Origin of the sequence: Streptomyces sp. NBC_01384 (assembly GCF_045040035.1) — a bacterium.
Classification (GTDB): Bacteria; Actinomycetota; Actinomycetes; order Streptomycetales; family Streptomycetaceae; genus Streptomyces.
Window position 1 is genome coordinate 7,576,709 of record NZ_CP109559.1, and the last position, 14,340, is coordinate 7,591,048.

The following is a 14,340-nucleotide window of genomic DNA, read 5'->3' on the forward strand; positions in this document are numbered from 1 at the left end:
GCCCGGCACGGTAGAGGATCTCTGTTAACCCTGTTGCACCGCTGTGAGCGGTGGTCCCGCTTCAGGCCTACTTCAGGCCATACGCCCGCAGCACGGTCTGGTCGACCTGGTTTCCGGCGGCGTCGGATGCCAGCACCCGCAGCGACACGAACTGCGCTCCCTTCGGGTGCCCGATCTCCGCCCGGCCGCCCCGGACCTTCACCTCCTTCCAGGACGTGCCGTCGTCGTACGACACCCAGGCCTTCAGCGCGTCGGCCTTGACGCTCCCCGCATGGTCCCGGACGGAGAGCCCGAGCTTCACCTTCCCGTGGGAGTCGGCGCGGTTGAGCAGATCGAGCCCGTGCAGGTCGTAGTCGACGGAGAGCAGGGGCAGCGCCGTCTGCGCGTCCGTGTGCGCCGAGGCGAACGACCACTCGGTGTGCGTGCTGGTCGAGTACCGCGACCAGACGGCCCTGCGCTGGGCGTCGAGCACGAAGCGGTACGAGGCCTTCGCCGCCGGGACGTCGAAGACGCCGTAGCCACCGAGCGCCGAGTCGCCGACCAGCTGTCCGTCCGCGTACAGCTTGCCCTTCGCGGTGTCCTGCGTACCGTCCACGCGCCCGTAGTGGCCGGTCGTGGAGTCGCTCAACTCCGGTACGGACAAGGTGAGTTTGTCGCCGGTGCGGACGGAGGGGCCGTACTCCTCACTGCTCGCCGGGCGGACGATCTGGCGCAGCCAGTCCTCGGCGGGTTCCGTGCCCGCCTTGCTGAAGGTCCGCAGGGGACTCCACTGGCCCTGGTTCGCCCGCCAGTCGGGGTAGACGACGTGCCAGGTGCGGGTGTCGGGGTCGACGTTGTAGTACTCGGTGCGCGCCGTGCCGAGCGGCATGTACTCGCCGGTTTCGAAGCCGTAGATCTGCCAGGGACGGAACGAGTACGCGATGTCGTAGCCCATCGCGCCGGCCTGGGACCCGTAGTAACGGGCCGTGTGCTTGACCGTGTTGGAGCTGTCGAGGCGGTACGTCTGGTTCGCGGAGATGGCGTCCCTCTGCGCGAACAGCGCGTTGTAGACGTACGGACTGACCGGCGTGCCGCCCAGCTTCAGCGTCACCTTCTTGCCGGTCTGCAGCAGGCTGGTGAGCTTGGCGCCCTCCTCGCCGGTGGCGATCATCAGCGGGACGGTGGTCGCGTGGTCCACGGCTTCGAGCCAGAAACCGGGGGTCTTGCGGTAGGTGATGAGGTAACTCGCCCCGGCTGCCGTCGCGTTGGCCAGGGCGCTGTCCGACCGCTCGGTGGCGCCGAGCGCGACCACCGCGACCTTGCCCTTGACGTCGAGCCCTGCGAAGTCGGCCTCCGTGCCGCCGCCCGCGTCCACCGCCCGTACCGTGTGCTCTCCGCTGATCTTCGTCGGGAAGCCGTTGTACGTCTGCGAGTAGTACATCGACAGCGGCTGTTTCTCCGGGCCGGTGACGCTCGCCGTCAACTCCTTCGCGTACAGACGGAACTTGGAGTAGAACTCGAAGGATCCCTGGGTGACCGGCTTGGTCGGCGCCACGTAGATGTGTTTGTTCCACCAGCCCTGGCTGTAGGACATCCCGAAGGAGCTGCCCGGCCCTTCGCGGTGCCAGGAGGTGGTGAAGCCCTTGAACTCGGAGTCCTCCTTGGTCTTCGGCTTGATCTCCACCGCCTTGCGGGCGTCGAGAGTGATCTCGGTGTCCCCGTCGACCTTGATCTCGGGATTGCCGACGACCGAGGTACCGACGGGCATGTCGCCCGCGTCGCGGTCGTAGATCCAGGAGACGATGGAGTACGTGCCGGCCGGGACCTGCCAGGTCGAATCGGCGGTCAGGTTTCCGTATTCGTTGGGGATCGCGCCGTTCAGCTCCTGCAAGGCGTACCGCGCTATCCCGGAGATCGGCTGCCCGTCGCGGCCCACCAGGTGCACCTTCAGGTCGTACGTCTTCGGCGCCTTCTCGAAGCCGATGCCCGTGGTGACCAGGATGCCGTCGGCGCGCGCCGTGATGTCGCCCGAGTACCGGCCGTCCGTCTCCTTCGACGGGTCGACGGAGACTGGGGCCGTGGCGGTGCCGTGCGCCGGTACCGTGACGGTTTCGGCGCCCGGGGCCGCGTCGGCGAGGGTCGACGCCAGCGTCAACTCCACAGTTGTGTCAGTGGTGTTGGTGTACGTGATGTCCTTGCTGTCGACCGCGGTGTCGCCGTCGGCGTACGTGCCGAAGCTCAGCGTCGAGGTCCCGAAGACGCCCTGCTCGACCGCCCGGACCGCGTCGACCCGGCCGTCGCCCTGCTGGAAGACATCGGCGTCCGGCTGCGTCTTGGCGGTACTGGCCAGGGACTCCTTGATCTGCTCGCCCGTCCAGTCCGGATGCGCCTGCGCCACCAGCGCCGCCGCGCCCGCCACGTGCGGGGTCGCCATCGACGTTCCGCTCGCGGTGGTGTAGTAGTCGTCGACCGGCGTGCCCATGGAGGTGCCGGAGGCGCGGGCCGCCGTGATGTTCACGCCCGGCGCGGTGATCTCCGGCTTGACCGCCGCGTCACCGAGCCGGGGACCGCGGCTGGAGAAGGAGGCCAGCTTGTCCGACTTGTCGACCGCGCCGACGGTCAGCGCCGAGTCCGCGATCCCCGGTGTGCCGACGGTCCGGTCGGACGGGCCCGCGTTGCCCGCCGCGATCACGAACAACGTTCCGGTGGCGGCCGAGAGCCGGTCCACCGTCTCGCTCAGCGGATCCGAGGAGCCGTACGCCGTACCGCCCAGCGACATGGAGACGATCTTCGCGCCGGAGTCGGCGGCCCACTCCATGCCCGCGATGATCCACGACTCCTGGCCGTGTCCCGTGTCGTCGAGGACCTTGCCCACCGCCAGCTCCGCGCCCGGCGCCACTCCCTTGTACCGGCCGCCCGAGGCCGCGCCCGAACCGACGATGGTGGAGGCCACATGCGTGCCGTGGCCGAACCCGTCCTGCACCCCCTCGCCGGGTACGAAACTCTCGGACTCCGCGATCCTGCCCGCGAGGTCCGGGTGTCCGGTGTCCACGCCGGTGTCCAGGACGGCGACCTTGACGCCCTTGCCGTCGTAGCCCGCCTTCCACACGTCGGGTGCGCCGATCTGCGGCACGCTGACATCGAGGGACGCGGTGACCTTGGCATCAAGCCACAGCTTGTCGAGGCCGTCGCCGAGCTGCCGGGCGGCCTTCGCGGTGGGTGAGGTGCCGGGGGCCGGGGCGATGTCCGCCCAGAAGGTGGTCCCGGCCGTCGACTTCTTCGCGCTCAGTGCGGCACCGCCGATACCAGGCAGGGCGAGCGTCCGGCGCGCGCCCTCGGGGGTCTCGGTGCCCTTGCGGTAGGTGGCGATCAGCGGGATGGCGCCGGTCTTCTCGTCGGCGTACCCCTGCTTGACGAGTTGGCTGACGTTGAAGAGGGCCGGGTCCAGGCGGCCGGCCTGGACGAGCGGGATCGCGTCGTCGGGGACGACGCTGACCTCGCCCTTCTGCTCGGTGGTCACGAAGTTGACGCCTTCGCGGCCCTGGCCGCGCCGCACGTCGACGGCGTTCTTCCCGTCGGCGCCCGCGGTGAGGGACACGGTGTCCCCGGTGATGAGGGTGACGGTCCGGGTGCTGCCCCGCGCCGCGCCCGATGGGGCGCTCGACGAGGGGGTCGGGGCCGCTGCCGAGGGCGCGACCGCACCCGCGAGCATCGCGGCGGAGCCTGCCATGGCCCAGAGGGCGTGGAGTCTTCGCATCTGTGGGCTTCCTCCCCTTGAGAGACCTGGTGAGGTCTGGACCACTGTGCGGGGCGGGGGAGAAGGGGCTCAAGGGAATGCCGTGGCCGGGCCGTGCCAATGCCCTCTTCGGTCAAGGGAGTTGAGGCATTCGGCCCGCTCGCAGGTAGGGCGGTGTCCGGCCAGGTGGCAGATTTGCACGGCTGTCGCTCAGTCGGAACACAGGGTTCTCCCAGCGGATCGGGACAGGATCGCCATATGTCTGGCACCCGAAGCGAACGTGTCCGCGGCACACGTGTCTCCAGCGAATGTGTCCGCGGCGACCGCGTCCGCGTGCTGATCGTCGACGACGAGCCCGCGCTCACCGAACTGTTGTCCGTGGCCGTCACCGAAGCGGGCCGGCGGCCCTACCCGGTCGCCGATGGATACAGCGCGCTGCGCGTCGCGCGCGGCTGCGCCCCGCACGCGGTCGTCCTCGACGGGATGCTGCCCGACCTCGACGGAATCCAGGTGCTGCGCAGACTGCGGTACGAGAATCCGGAACTGCCCGTCCTCATGCTGACCGCACGCGACGCGCTGGAGCACCGCATCGACGGGCTGGCCTCGGGCGCCGACGACTACGTGACCAAGCCCTTCTCCCTGGAGGAGGTCGTCCTGCGGCTGCGCGGACTGCTGCGCCGAGCCGGAGCCGAACGGACGCGGACCGACGGCTCCGTCCTGGTCCTCGGCGATCTCGTCCTGGCCGAGGAGACCCGCGAAGTGCACCGCGACGGTACGCCGATCCAGCTCACCGCCAAGGAGTTCGACCTGCTCGGCCTGCTGCTGAGCCACCCGCGACAGGTGCTGAGCAAGGCCCAGATCCTCGACCACGTATGGAGCAGCTCCTTCGACGGCGGCGGGAACCTGGTCGAGGTCTACATCTCCACCCTGCGCCGGAAGATCGACAAGGGGCGGGCGCCGATGATCCACACGGTGCGCGGGGTGGGGTATGCGATCCGGCCGGTGGAGGACGGGAGATGAGCCCCCGACGGACCCTGCGTTCCTGGTTCCCGCGGACCGGTTCCGTGCGTACCAGCTCGCCCCTGCGCACCCGTTCGCCCCTGCGTACTACCCGTTCCCCGCGTACCCGCTCTCCGCGCACGCGTTCCCCCCTGCGCACCCATTCCCTGCGGACCCGTCTCCTGCTCTTCATCAGCGCCACCCTCGTCGCCGTCTGCGCCGCGATGGCCCTCACCACCGTCTTCGCCCAACGCTCCTATCTGCTCGGCACCTTGGACCAGCGTGTCACCGACGCCGCCGAGCGCAGTCAGGGCGGCCTCCAGCGCCGCAGCGGCGACGACACGGACCTGGGGTTCCTCAACGAGCGCGGGCAGGCCGTCGGCACGCTCGCCGCCCGGTTCGACGACGAGGGCGACATCCTCGCCGCCGAGGTCGTCACGCACGAGGGCGGGCAGCAGACCCTGACCGCCGCCCAGCGCGCCGCCCTCGACGGCATCACCACCGACGGCTCCCTGCACACCCGTACGGTTCCCGGCCTCGGCAGCTACCGCGTGACCGCCCTCGGCGGCGACGGCGTCCCCGTCCTCACCGGGCTCCCCATGGGCGACGTACAGGACATGATCGGCCGCCTGGTCGCGGTCGAGGCCGTGGTGGCCGCCGTCGGCCTCACCGTCGCGGGCTGCCTCTGCGCGGTCGTGATACGGCGTCAACTGCGCCCCCTCGGGCGGGTCGCCGCTACCGCCGTCGAGGTCTCCCGCTCCCCGCTGGGACATGGCGAGGTCACCCGTCTGACCCGCGTACCCGAACGCGACACCGACCCCGGCAGCGAGGCCGGCCAGGTCGGCGCCGCGCTCAACCGGATGATCGACCACGTCGAGTCCTCGCTCGCCGAACGCCGGCGTGGCGAGGAGGAGATGCGCCGCAGCGAGGAACGCATGCGCCGCTTCCTCGCCGACGCCAGCCATGAACTCCGCACACCGCTCGCCTCCATCGCCGGCTACGCGGAACTGATGAACCGCGGCACCGAGAGGATCGAGGCGACCCTGGCCTGGCGCCGGGTCTCCGCCGAGTCTGCCCGGATGACCAGCCTCGTCGAGGACCTGCTGCTGCTCGCCAGGCTGGACGAGGGGCGGCCGCTGCACTCGGCCGAGGTGGACCTCGCGGCGCTGGTCGCCGAGGCGGTGTGGGACGCACGGGCCGCCGGGGACGCCCACACCTGGCAACTGGCCCTGCTGCTGGACTCCCCGGCCCTGGTCGTCGGCGACGAGGCACGGCTCCACCAGGTCGTGGCCAACCTGTTGGCCAACGCCCGTGTGCATACGCCTGTGGGCACGACCGTGATCGCCTCGGTGGAGGCCACGGACACGTCCTGCACGATCCGGGTGCGCGACGACGGGCCCGGTATCCCGCAGCACCTGCTCCCGTCGGTCTTCGAACGCTTCACGCGAGGCGATGTCTCGCGCTCCCGCGGCAACCCCACGGAGGGCGGTTCCGGCCTCGGACTCGCCATCGTCGCGGCGGTCACCACCGCCCACGGCGGGCGCATCCGCGTGGAGAGCGCCCCGGGCCGTACGGAGTTCACCATCGAACTGCCCGTGGCGCCCGGCAGCGCCCCGGCACCGGACCAGGCGTCCACTCCGGCGCCCGCGTCGGCCTGACCCTGAGCACCTTCGCCCTGCCCCTCCGGGCAACCCTGTGCGGCCTGTGCAGTTCGTATCCCGCAGGGCACCGAGCGAAGGGGCTGTTCGCCATGGCTGGAAATGCCATGGATGTGACAGGTTCGGTGATCCGGTCACCGCGCTTCCCTTTCGGGTCGGTTGACCGGCGCTCTGGGCGGACCGGGTGGGTGGTGCGGGACTCACCCGGTCCGCGAGCCCGGGCGGGCGGAGGGGGGACTGCCCGCCCGGGATGGTGCGTGGCTCGTGGCTGTGACGACTGTGGCGTGCGACAACGTTGTCGGATGGTCTGTACATGACTTTACCGCCTCAACCGACAACGATGTCAAGGGAGTTGAGGGGCGCCTGGGGTGTGTTGGGCCATTGGGGTGTGCGCCGAGCGCGTCTCCCGCGCCGTACGCGGTCTTCCGTGGTACCGGTGGCGCACGTTACTGTCCCTGCGGCTTGTGCGACCTGTGGTGCGCGACCCGTCCGAAGGAGGAGGGGCCGCGTCATGCGTTTCCGTCCGTCATCCGTCCTGCTCGCCGTCGCCCTGGCGGCCGCCGGGATCACCCCCGCCGTCACCCCCGCGGCGGCCGCCACCGCCGCACCACCGGACCCAGGCGGCCTCGTCCGGGACCCCACCCCCTACGTAGACCCGCTCATCGGCACCAAGAACGGCGGCGATGTCTTCCCCGGCGCCGTCGTGCCCTTCGGCACGCTCTCGTGGAGCCCCGAGAACACCCGCGGTGACGCCACCCGCACGGCCGCGCCCGGCGGTTACCAGTACGACGCCACCCGCATCAGGGGCTTCAGTCTCACCCACATGTCCGGCACGGGCTGCGCGGGCGGCAGCGGTGACATCCCGTTCTTCCCGTACGCCGGTGAGGTCACCTCCTCCCCGGCGAGCGACACCAAGGACGCGGTGTACGCGGCCGACTTCGCGCACACCGACGAGACCGCCGAGCCCGGCCACTACAAGGTCGGTCTCGCCTCCGGCGTCACCGCCGACCTCACCGCGACCGCGCGCACCGGCTCGGGCCGCTTCACCTTCCCCGCCGACAAGCCCGCCTCGCTGCTGATCCGCAGCGCCAACTCCGAGGTCGGGTCGACCGATTCGAACCTGAAGATCGACCCGGCGGCCCGTACGGTCTCCGGGTCCGTCACCTCCGGGAACTTCTGCGGCTACCTCGACCCCGAAGGCCAACGCGCCTACTACACCCTCTACTTCACCGCCCGCTTCGACCGCGACTTCAGGGCCACCGGCACTTGGCAGGACGACAAGCTGAACCCGGGGTCCACGGAGGCGAGCGGCGGCACCGGCGGCTTCTCGGGCGGCGGCCGTCCCGTCGCGGGCAAGGGCGCGGGCGGCTATGTGGAGTTCGCGCCCGGCACCGACCCGGTGAACGTCAAGGTCGGCATCTCGTACGTCAGCCAGGCGGGCGCCGCCGCCAACCTCGCGGCCGAGAACCCGCCGTCCCGCTCCTTCGCCTCGGTCCAGGACGCCGCCCACCGCGCCTGGCGCGACCAGCTCGGTGCGATCAAGGTGGGCGGCGGCAGCGACACCGATCGCACCACCTTCTACACCGCGCTCTACCACGCCCTCCTGCACCCGAACGTCATCAGTGACGCCGACCGCAGATACCGGGGCCCCGACGACAAGGTCCATGTCGTCAGCCGCGGCCACCGGGCCCAGTACGGCACCTTCTCCGGCTGGGACGTCTACCGTTCCCAGGTGCAGCTGCTGACCCTGCTCAGCCCGGACACCGGCTCCGACATCGCGCAGTCGCTGCTCGAACTCGCCCGGCAGAACGGCGGCGTCTGGGACCGCTGGCTGCACGGCGCGAGCGGCACCCACGTCATGAACGGCGACCCGTCCCCGACCGCGCTCGCGGGCATCCGGGCCTTCGGCGGCAGCGACTTCGACCTGCGCGGCGCACTGGACTCGCTGGTCAGGGCGGCGACCGTACCGACCGAGGGCGACCTCTCCTCCTCGGGCAAGCCGGTCCTGTCCGTCGGGCAGCGGCCGTCGCTCGACAAGTACCTCAAGCAGCACTACATGCCGTCCGTGTCCAACGCCTGGGGCGGCGCCGCCGAGACCCTCGAAATGTCCGGCGCCGACTTCGCGCTCTCCCAACTCGCCACGGCGGCGGGCGAGAAGCAGACGGCCACCGACTTCGCCCGGCGCTCCCAGTGGTGGCAGAACAACTTCAACATCGCGGCCGATGCGAGTGGCGGCTACATCGCCAATCGGAAGGCGGACGGCAGTTGGGTCACCGGCTTCACCCCGGCGACCGGCAACGGCTTCGTGGAGGGTACGGCGGCCCAGTACACCTGGATGGTGCAGCACAACCCGGCCGGGCTCTTCGCGGCCATGGGGGGCCGGGACAAGGCGCTGGACCGGCTCGACACCTTCTTCCACAACGCCGACGGCAGCTGGGCGTTCACGGGCAGTGGCGGCGACAAGTCCGAGCTGGACAACGAGCCGTCGATCAACGTGCCCTACCTGTACGCCTACGCGGGCGCGCCCTACAAGACGCAGGAGACCGTGCGCGCCGCGATGAAGGGGCTGTGGTCGACCCAGCCGGGCGGCATCCCGGGGAACGACGACCTCGGGGAGATGTCGTCCTGGTACGTCTTCTCCGCGCTCGGCATGTATCCGCAGGTCCCCTCCCGCGCCGAACTCGTCCTCGCCTCGCCGCTGTTCACACGGGTGGAGATCAACCGGCCCGGCGGCAACGACATCGAGATCCGCGCGAACGGAGCCGCCGCCGACGCCCCGTACGTGCAGTCGCTGAAGGTCGACGGCCGTACCAGCGACCGCCCTTGGCTCCCCGCCTCCTTCGTCCGTGACGGCGGCACACTCGACTACACGCTCTCCGGCACCCCGAACCGCACCTGGGGCAGTGATCCGGCGGCCGCCCCGCCGTCCTTCCGCGAGGGCGAGCAGCCGTGCCAGATCGGCGTCGGCCCGACCACGGCGACGCTCGCCCCCGGCGGCAGCACGAAGCTCGACATCCGGGCCCTCGCGCTGAGCGGCGGCACCGGCCCCGAGGTCCGCTTCAAGGTGGACGCCCCGGCCGGAGTGACCGCGACCCCCGCCGAGGGCACCGTGACCGACGGCTCCCAGGAGATCACCTTGTCCGCCGCCGATTCCGCCCAACAGGGCTTCTACGACGTCAAGGTCTCGGTGACGTCCGGCGACACCTCGTACGAGCAACCGGTGGCCCTGACCGTCGCGGCCCCCGGCTCGCTCCTGGCCGCCTACAACAACACCGGCATCTCCGACGACACCGGCGACCACGACGAGGCCGACTACGACGGCGGCGGCTGGAGCTACTCCCGCCAGGCCCTCGCCGCCGCCGGCCTGACACCCGGCACCCAGGGCACCGTGGACGGCCTCACCTACACCTGGCCCGACGCGCCCGCCGGCCGCCCCGACAACGCCTCGGCAACCACCCAGACGATCGAACTCGCCCACCCCGCCGCCCAGTTGTCCTTCATCGGCAGCGCTGTCAACGGCAACCAGCAGACCCGGGCGACCGTCACCTACACCGACGGCAGCACGGACTCCGTCGACCTCTCCTTCACCGACTGGACCGTCGGCGGCGGAGGCGGCACCGTCCAGTACGGCAACGAGATCGTCGCCAGAACCGCGTACCGCAATGTCGCAGGCGCCGACAAGGACCCGGTGGCGACGTACATCTTCGCCACCAAGCCCTTCCAGGCCCCGTCCGGCAAGACCGTCAAGAGCGTGAAGCTGCCGGACAACGCCGACCTGCACGTGTTCACCCTCGCCGTGAGCTGAGACCTTCGCAGGAGGGCCGGTCCTGTCACTCGTCAGTGCGGGCAGGGCCGGCCCGCCCGTGCGGACGCGTCGGACCGGCTGAGCCCGGCCGCACAGCAGGGCGGGCGCGGAGAGTGACCTCCGCGCCCGCCCCGTTCACGTGGGGATGTCAGCCCAGCAGTTCCACCTCCGCGAGCGTCGCCTCGCCGTCGAGGACCAGGCGGTAGTGCGCGTACGAGCCCGGATGCGCGACCGAGAACACCCGGGTCTGCTTGTCCCAGGTGAAGGACTCGCCGGAGCGCTTGTCGAGGTCGGTCCACGTCGTGCCGTCGGAGGAGCCCTGCAGCACCCAGCCGCTCGGGGCCTTGGTGTGGTCCGAGGACGAGGTCAGCGTGTACTGAACTCCCGTGGCCGCGGCGGACGTCGGCAGGTCGACCGACGTGACCGTGGCGTCCGTCTCCGACGTGTTGTCGAAGAGCGCGCCGTCACCCTTGAGGATGTCCGCGCGGGGCGTGGGCACCTTGTCGTCCTGGGTGATCGACACGGGCGCCGCGTCCTTGCCCGTGCCCCACGACGACGGCTGGGGGCCCATGTCGAACTCCAGCACGCCACCACGGGTGATGAGCGAGTGGGGGAGCGAAGTCGACGTCCACCGTTGGCCGTTGAACTGCACGCCCTGCACGTACACGTTCCTGGCGCTGTTCTTCGGCGCTTTGATCACCAGGTCCCTGCCGTTCTCCAGGTGGACGGTCGCCTTGGTGAACAGCGGGGAGCCGATGGCGTACTCGCCGCTGCCCATCACCAGCGGGTAGAAGCCGAGCGCGGAGAAGAGGTACCAGGCGGACTGCTCGCCGTTGTCCTCGTCGCCGTGGTAGCCCTGCCCGATCTCGCTGCCGGTGTAGAGGCGGGAGAGGACCTCGCGGACGTTCTTCTGCGTCTTCCAGGGCTGGCCCGCCGCGTCGTACATGTAGAGCACGTGGTGGGCCGGCTGGTTGGAGTGGCCGTACTGGCCCATCCGCACGTCCCGCGCCTCGGTCATCTCGTGGATGACACCGCCGTAGGAGCCGGCGAATTCCGGTGACGCCGTCTCCGGCGTGGCGAAGTACTGGTCGAGTTTGTCCGCCAGACCCGACCTGCCGCCGTACAGGTTCGCCAGGCCCCGGCTGTCCTGCGGGGCGGTGAAGGCGGCGCCCCAGCCGTCGGTCTCCGTGTAGTCGTAGCCCCACACGCGTGGGTCGTACTTCGACGGTTCAAGCCGCCAGTTGCCTTGGTCGTCCCGGCCCTGGAAGAAGCCGATCCGAGGGTCGAAGAGCTTGACGTAGTCCTGGGCGCGGTTGAGGAAGTACTCCGACTCCTCCTTGTAGCGCTCCTTGCCGGTCTTCTTGTAGAGGGCCCGGCCCATCTCGGCGATGCCGTAGTCGTTGACGTATCCCTCCATCGCCCACGACAGGCCCTCGCCGGTGGCGGTGCTGGTGTAGCCGAGGAAGGGGGAGGTCGCCATGCCCTTGCGGCCCACGCCGGAGGACGGTGGGACGACGGTCGCGTTCTTCAGGGCGGCGTCGTACGCCGCCTCCGCGTCGAAGTTCACGCCCTTGACGTACGCGTCCGCGAACGCCACGTCCGAGGAGGTGCCGGTCATCAGGTCCGCGTACCCGGGGGAGGACCAGCGGGAGGTCCAGCCGCCGTCCTTGTACTGCTGCACGAACCCGTCGACCATCTCGCCCGCCTGAGATGGTGTCAGGAGGGAGTACGCCGGCCAGGTCGTCCGATAGGTGTCCCAGAAGCCGTTGTTGACGTACACCTTGCCGTCGACGATCTTCGCGCCGGTGTGGGTCGGGGTGTCCGGACCCGGCATGGCGGAGAACGGCGACGCGTACTGGTACTTCGAACCGACCTTCTCGAAACCGGAGTTGGGGTAGAGGTACAGACGGTACATGCTGGAGTAGAGCGTCGTCAGCTGGTCCGGTGTCGCGCCTTCGACCTCGACCTTGCCGAACAGCTTGTCCCACGTCTTGCGCGCCTGCTCCTTGACCGTCCCGAAGGACGTGCCGTCGGGGATCTCCTGGTTCAGGTTGTCCTTGGCCTGGTCGATGCTGATGAGGGAGGTCGCCAGGCGCAGGGTGACCGTGTGGTCGGCACCGGGCTTGAACTTCAGGTACCCCTTGACGCCGGACGAGCCGCCGTCCGTCACCGGCGCGTCGAACACCCCGTACACGAAGAGCCGGGTCGCACCCGTCGACAGCCCGGACTTCACGTCCGAGTAGCCGGTGACGATCCCGTTGTCCTTGTCCAGCGTGAGGCCCGCCTGCTCGGTCACGTTGTCGAAGAGCACGCTCGCGTCATCGCCCGGATAGGTGAAGCGCAGCGCCGCCGCGTGGTCGGTCGGCGCCATCTCCGCCTTGAGACCGTTCTCGAAGGTCACCCCGTAGTAGTACGGGCGCGCGGTCTCGTTCTCGTGCCGGAAGGCGAGCGCGCGGGCGGTGCGGTCGGTGTCGGGAGTGCCGGAGGCGGCCGAGGGCATCACCTGGAAGGTCTGCCGGTCGCCCATCCAGGGGCTCGGCTCGTGGCTCGCGCTGAACGCCTGGATGGTCGGCAGGTTGTCCGCGTTGTTCGCGCGTGCGTAGTCGTACAGCCAGCTCAGCGAGCCCGCGTTGGTCACCGGCGTCCAGAAGTTGAAGCCGTGGGGGAGGGCCGTCGCCGGGAAGTTGTTGCCGCGCGAGAAGCCGCCGCTGGAGTTGGTGCCGCGGGTCGTCAGCGCGTAGTCGGCCAGATGCGCCTTGGGCTTCTCGGGAGCCACGGTCTTCAGCGCCACGTCGTCCAGCCAGCCGCGGAACTTCACCGGGCCCTTGGGGGAGTCGTACGCGAGGAGTATCCGGTCGACGGTCTTCCCGGCCGCGACCGAACCGATCCGCGAGGTGACGTTGTTCCACTGGTTGACGTAGAGCACCTTGGCCGCGCCCTGGCCCTGCGGCGTCAGCGTGAACCCGTGCTGGTCCACCGCGTTCAGGTCACTCAGATAGGTGCCGTCCGTGAACGCCAGGTCCACCGACACGTTCGTGGCGTCGTAGTCCCGGTCGCCGTCCGCCATCGAGGGGAAGATCCGGTACGACAGCTCGGTGTCGCGTCCGACGCCCACGTTCACGTCGAAGACCTTGTTGTACGAGTACGCCCGACCGTCCGCCTTGTGCGTACCGGCGTAGCGCAGGGCCCGCTTGCCCGTGAAGCCCGCGCCCGCCTTCGCGGTGGGGGAGCCGCTCGGGCCCCGGTCCACCAGCGAGAGCATGTCCTTGGGCGTCGGGTCGTCGCTCTGGCCCGTCGAGAACTGGACGTCGGCGAGCTGGAGGATGTCGCCGCCGTTGTTCTTGGTGACGTCGAGCCGGAAGTGCTGGTACTCGACGGGGCTCGCGATGTCGTACGACTTCGTCTGGAACCGCTCGCCGAAGGATTCGCCGGAACGGGTGTCGAGGGTCTTCCAGTCCTTGCCGTCGGTGGAGCCCTGGAGGGTCCAGTCCTGGGGGTCGCGCTCGTCGTGGTCGTTGGCCGACGTCAGCGCGTACGTGACCACCTTGACCGGGGCGTCCAGGTCGAACTCCGCCCAGCCGGTCGGCTCGAAGGTGAGCCACTTGGTGCTCGACTCGCCGTCGACGAGGTTCTCCTTCACCTCGCCCGCACCGGTGTTCTCGCCGCTGGCGCGGACGTCCGTGACGTGGTCGGTGACATTGCCGGGGATGCCGGTGCTGTAGCCGCCGTCGACGCCCGAGGTGCGCTTTGCCCCGTCAGGTCCTGTATCCACCGTATTGATCCAAGTCGGTGCTGGATCGCCCGATTCAAACGAGGAGGCGAACTCCCGGTCGACGGCCGCCGTTTGGGCGGGAAGGGCAACCGCCGTGCCCTGCGAGGCGGCCACCAGGGCGAAGGCGATCACCCCAAGTGCAGTCGAAGAAGTCCATCCGGGTCGAGCTGTAGAACGTCGAGCTGTAGAACTCTGTCCGTACCGAGCCGAGAAAATGGGTCTGTACCGAGCTCTGTGCTGCATGCGCGAGCACCCTCCCTGCGCCTGGACAACGTTGTCAGATTTGCTGCGCAAGGACCAGTAGGGAGTCAAGTTGCAGGTGATGTCAAGGGTGTTGGATGTGGCGTCCGGGGTGAATACCGCGAGACGAGCTGCGCATTACTCCCATGGT

At 69.9% G+C, this 14,340-nt stretch carries 5 protein-coding genes; 3 read left to right on the forward strand and 2 right to left on the reverse strand.

Annotated features, from left to right (window positions below):
* Nucleotides 1-67: 67 nt before the first annotated feature.
* The gene (locus OG747_RS34505) at nucleotides 68-3,736 is read right to left on the reverse strand and encodes a S8 family serine peptidase (protein WP_405883267.1); all 3,669 of its coding nucleotides are present in this window, start codon (nucleotides 3,734-3,736) and stop codon (nucleotides 68-70) included.
* Nucleotides 3,737-3,973: 237 nt separating this feature from the next.
* Between OG747_RS34505 and OG747_RS34510 the strand changes: the two genes are divergently transcribed.
* The 3 genes from OG747_RS34510 (at nucleotide 3,974) to OG747_RS34520 (ending at nucleotide 10,177) form a co-directional block, all read left to right on the forward strand.
* Nucleotides 3,974-4,735, forward strand: coding sequence for a response regulator transcription factor (locus OG747_RS34510; protein WP_405883268.1), 762 nt, complete (start codon nucleotides 3,974-3,976; stop codon nucleotides 4,733-4,735).
* Between the two features lie 203 nt (nucleotides 4,736-4,938).
* The gene (locus tag OG747_RS34515) at nucleotides 4,939-6,372 is read left to right on the forward strand and encodes an ATP-binding protein (protein ID WP_405885840.1); all 1,434 of its coding nucleotides are present in this window, start codon (nucleotides 4,939-4,941) and stop codon (nucleotides 6,370-6,372) included.
* Nucleotides 6,373-6,883: 511 nt separating this feature from the next.
* A complete protein-coding gene (locus tag OG747_RS34520; RefSeq protein WP_405883269.1) occupies nucleotides 6,884-10,177 on the forward strand; it encodes a GH92 family glycosyl hydrolase in 3,294 nt (1,097 codons plus the stop codon).
* 148 nt (nucleotides 10,178-10,325) lie between these two features.
* On the opposite strand, the gene OG747_RS34525 is transcribed toward OG747_RS34520, so the two are convergent.
* The gene (locus OG747_RS34525; RefSeq protein WP_405883270.1) at nucleotides 10,326-14,192 is read right to left on the reverse strand and encodes a GH92 family glycosyl hydrolase; all 3,867 of its coding nucleotides are present in this window, start codon (nucleotides 14,190-14,192) and stop codon (nucleotides 10,326-10,328) included.
* Between the last annotated feature and the right edge of the window lie 148 nt (nucleotides 14,193-14,340).

Coding starts and splice junctions, on each gene's coding strand:
- OG747_RS34510 (WP_405883268.1), top strand. CDS start 3,974: ATGTCTGGCACCCGAAGCGAACGTGTCCGCGGCACACGTGTCTCCAGC.
- OG747_RS34515 (WP_405885840.1), top strand. CDS start 4,939: ATGGCCCTCACCACCGTCTTCGCCCAACGCTCCTATCTGCTCGGCACC.
- OG747_RS34505 (WP_405883267.1), bottom strand. CDS start 3,736: ATGCGAAGACTCCACGCCCTCTGGGCCATGGCAGGCTCCGCCGCGATG.
- OG747_RS34520 (WP_405883269.1), top strand. CDS start 6,884: ATGCGTTTCCGTCCGTCATCCGTCCTGCTCGCCGTCGCCCTGGCGGCC.
- OG747_RS34525 (WP_405883270.1), bottom strand. CDS start 14,192: ATGCAGCACAGAGCTCGGTACAGACCCATTTTCTCGGCTCGGTACGGA.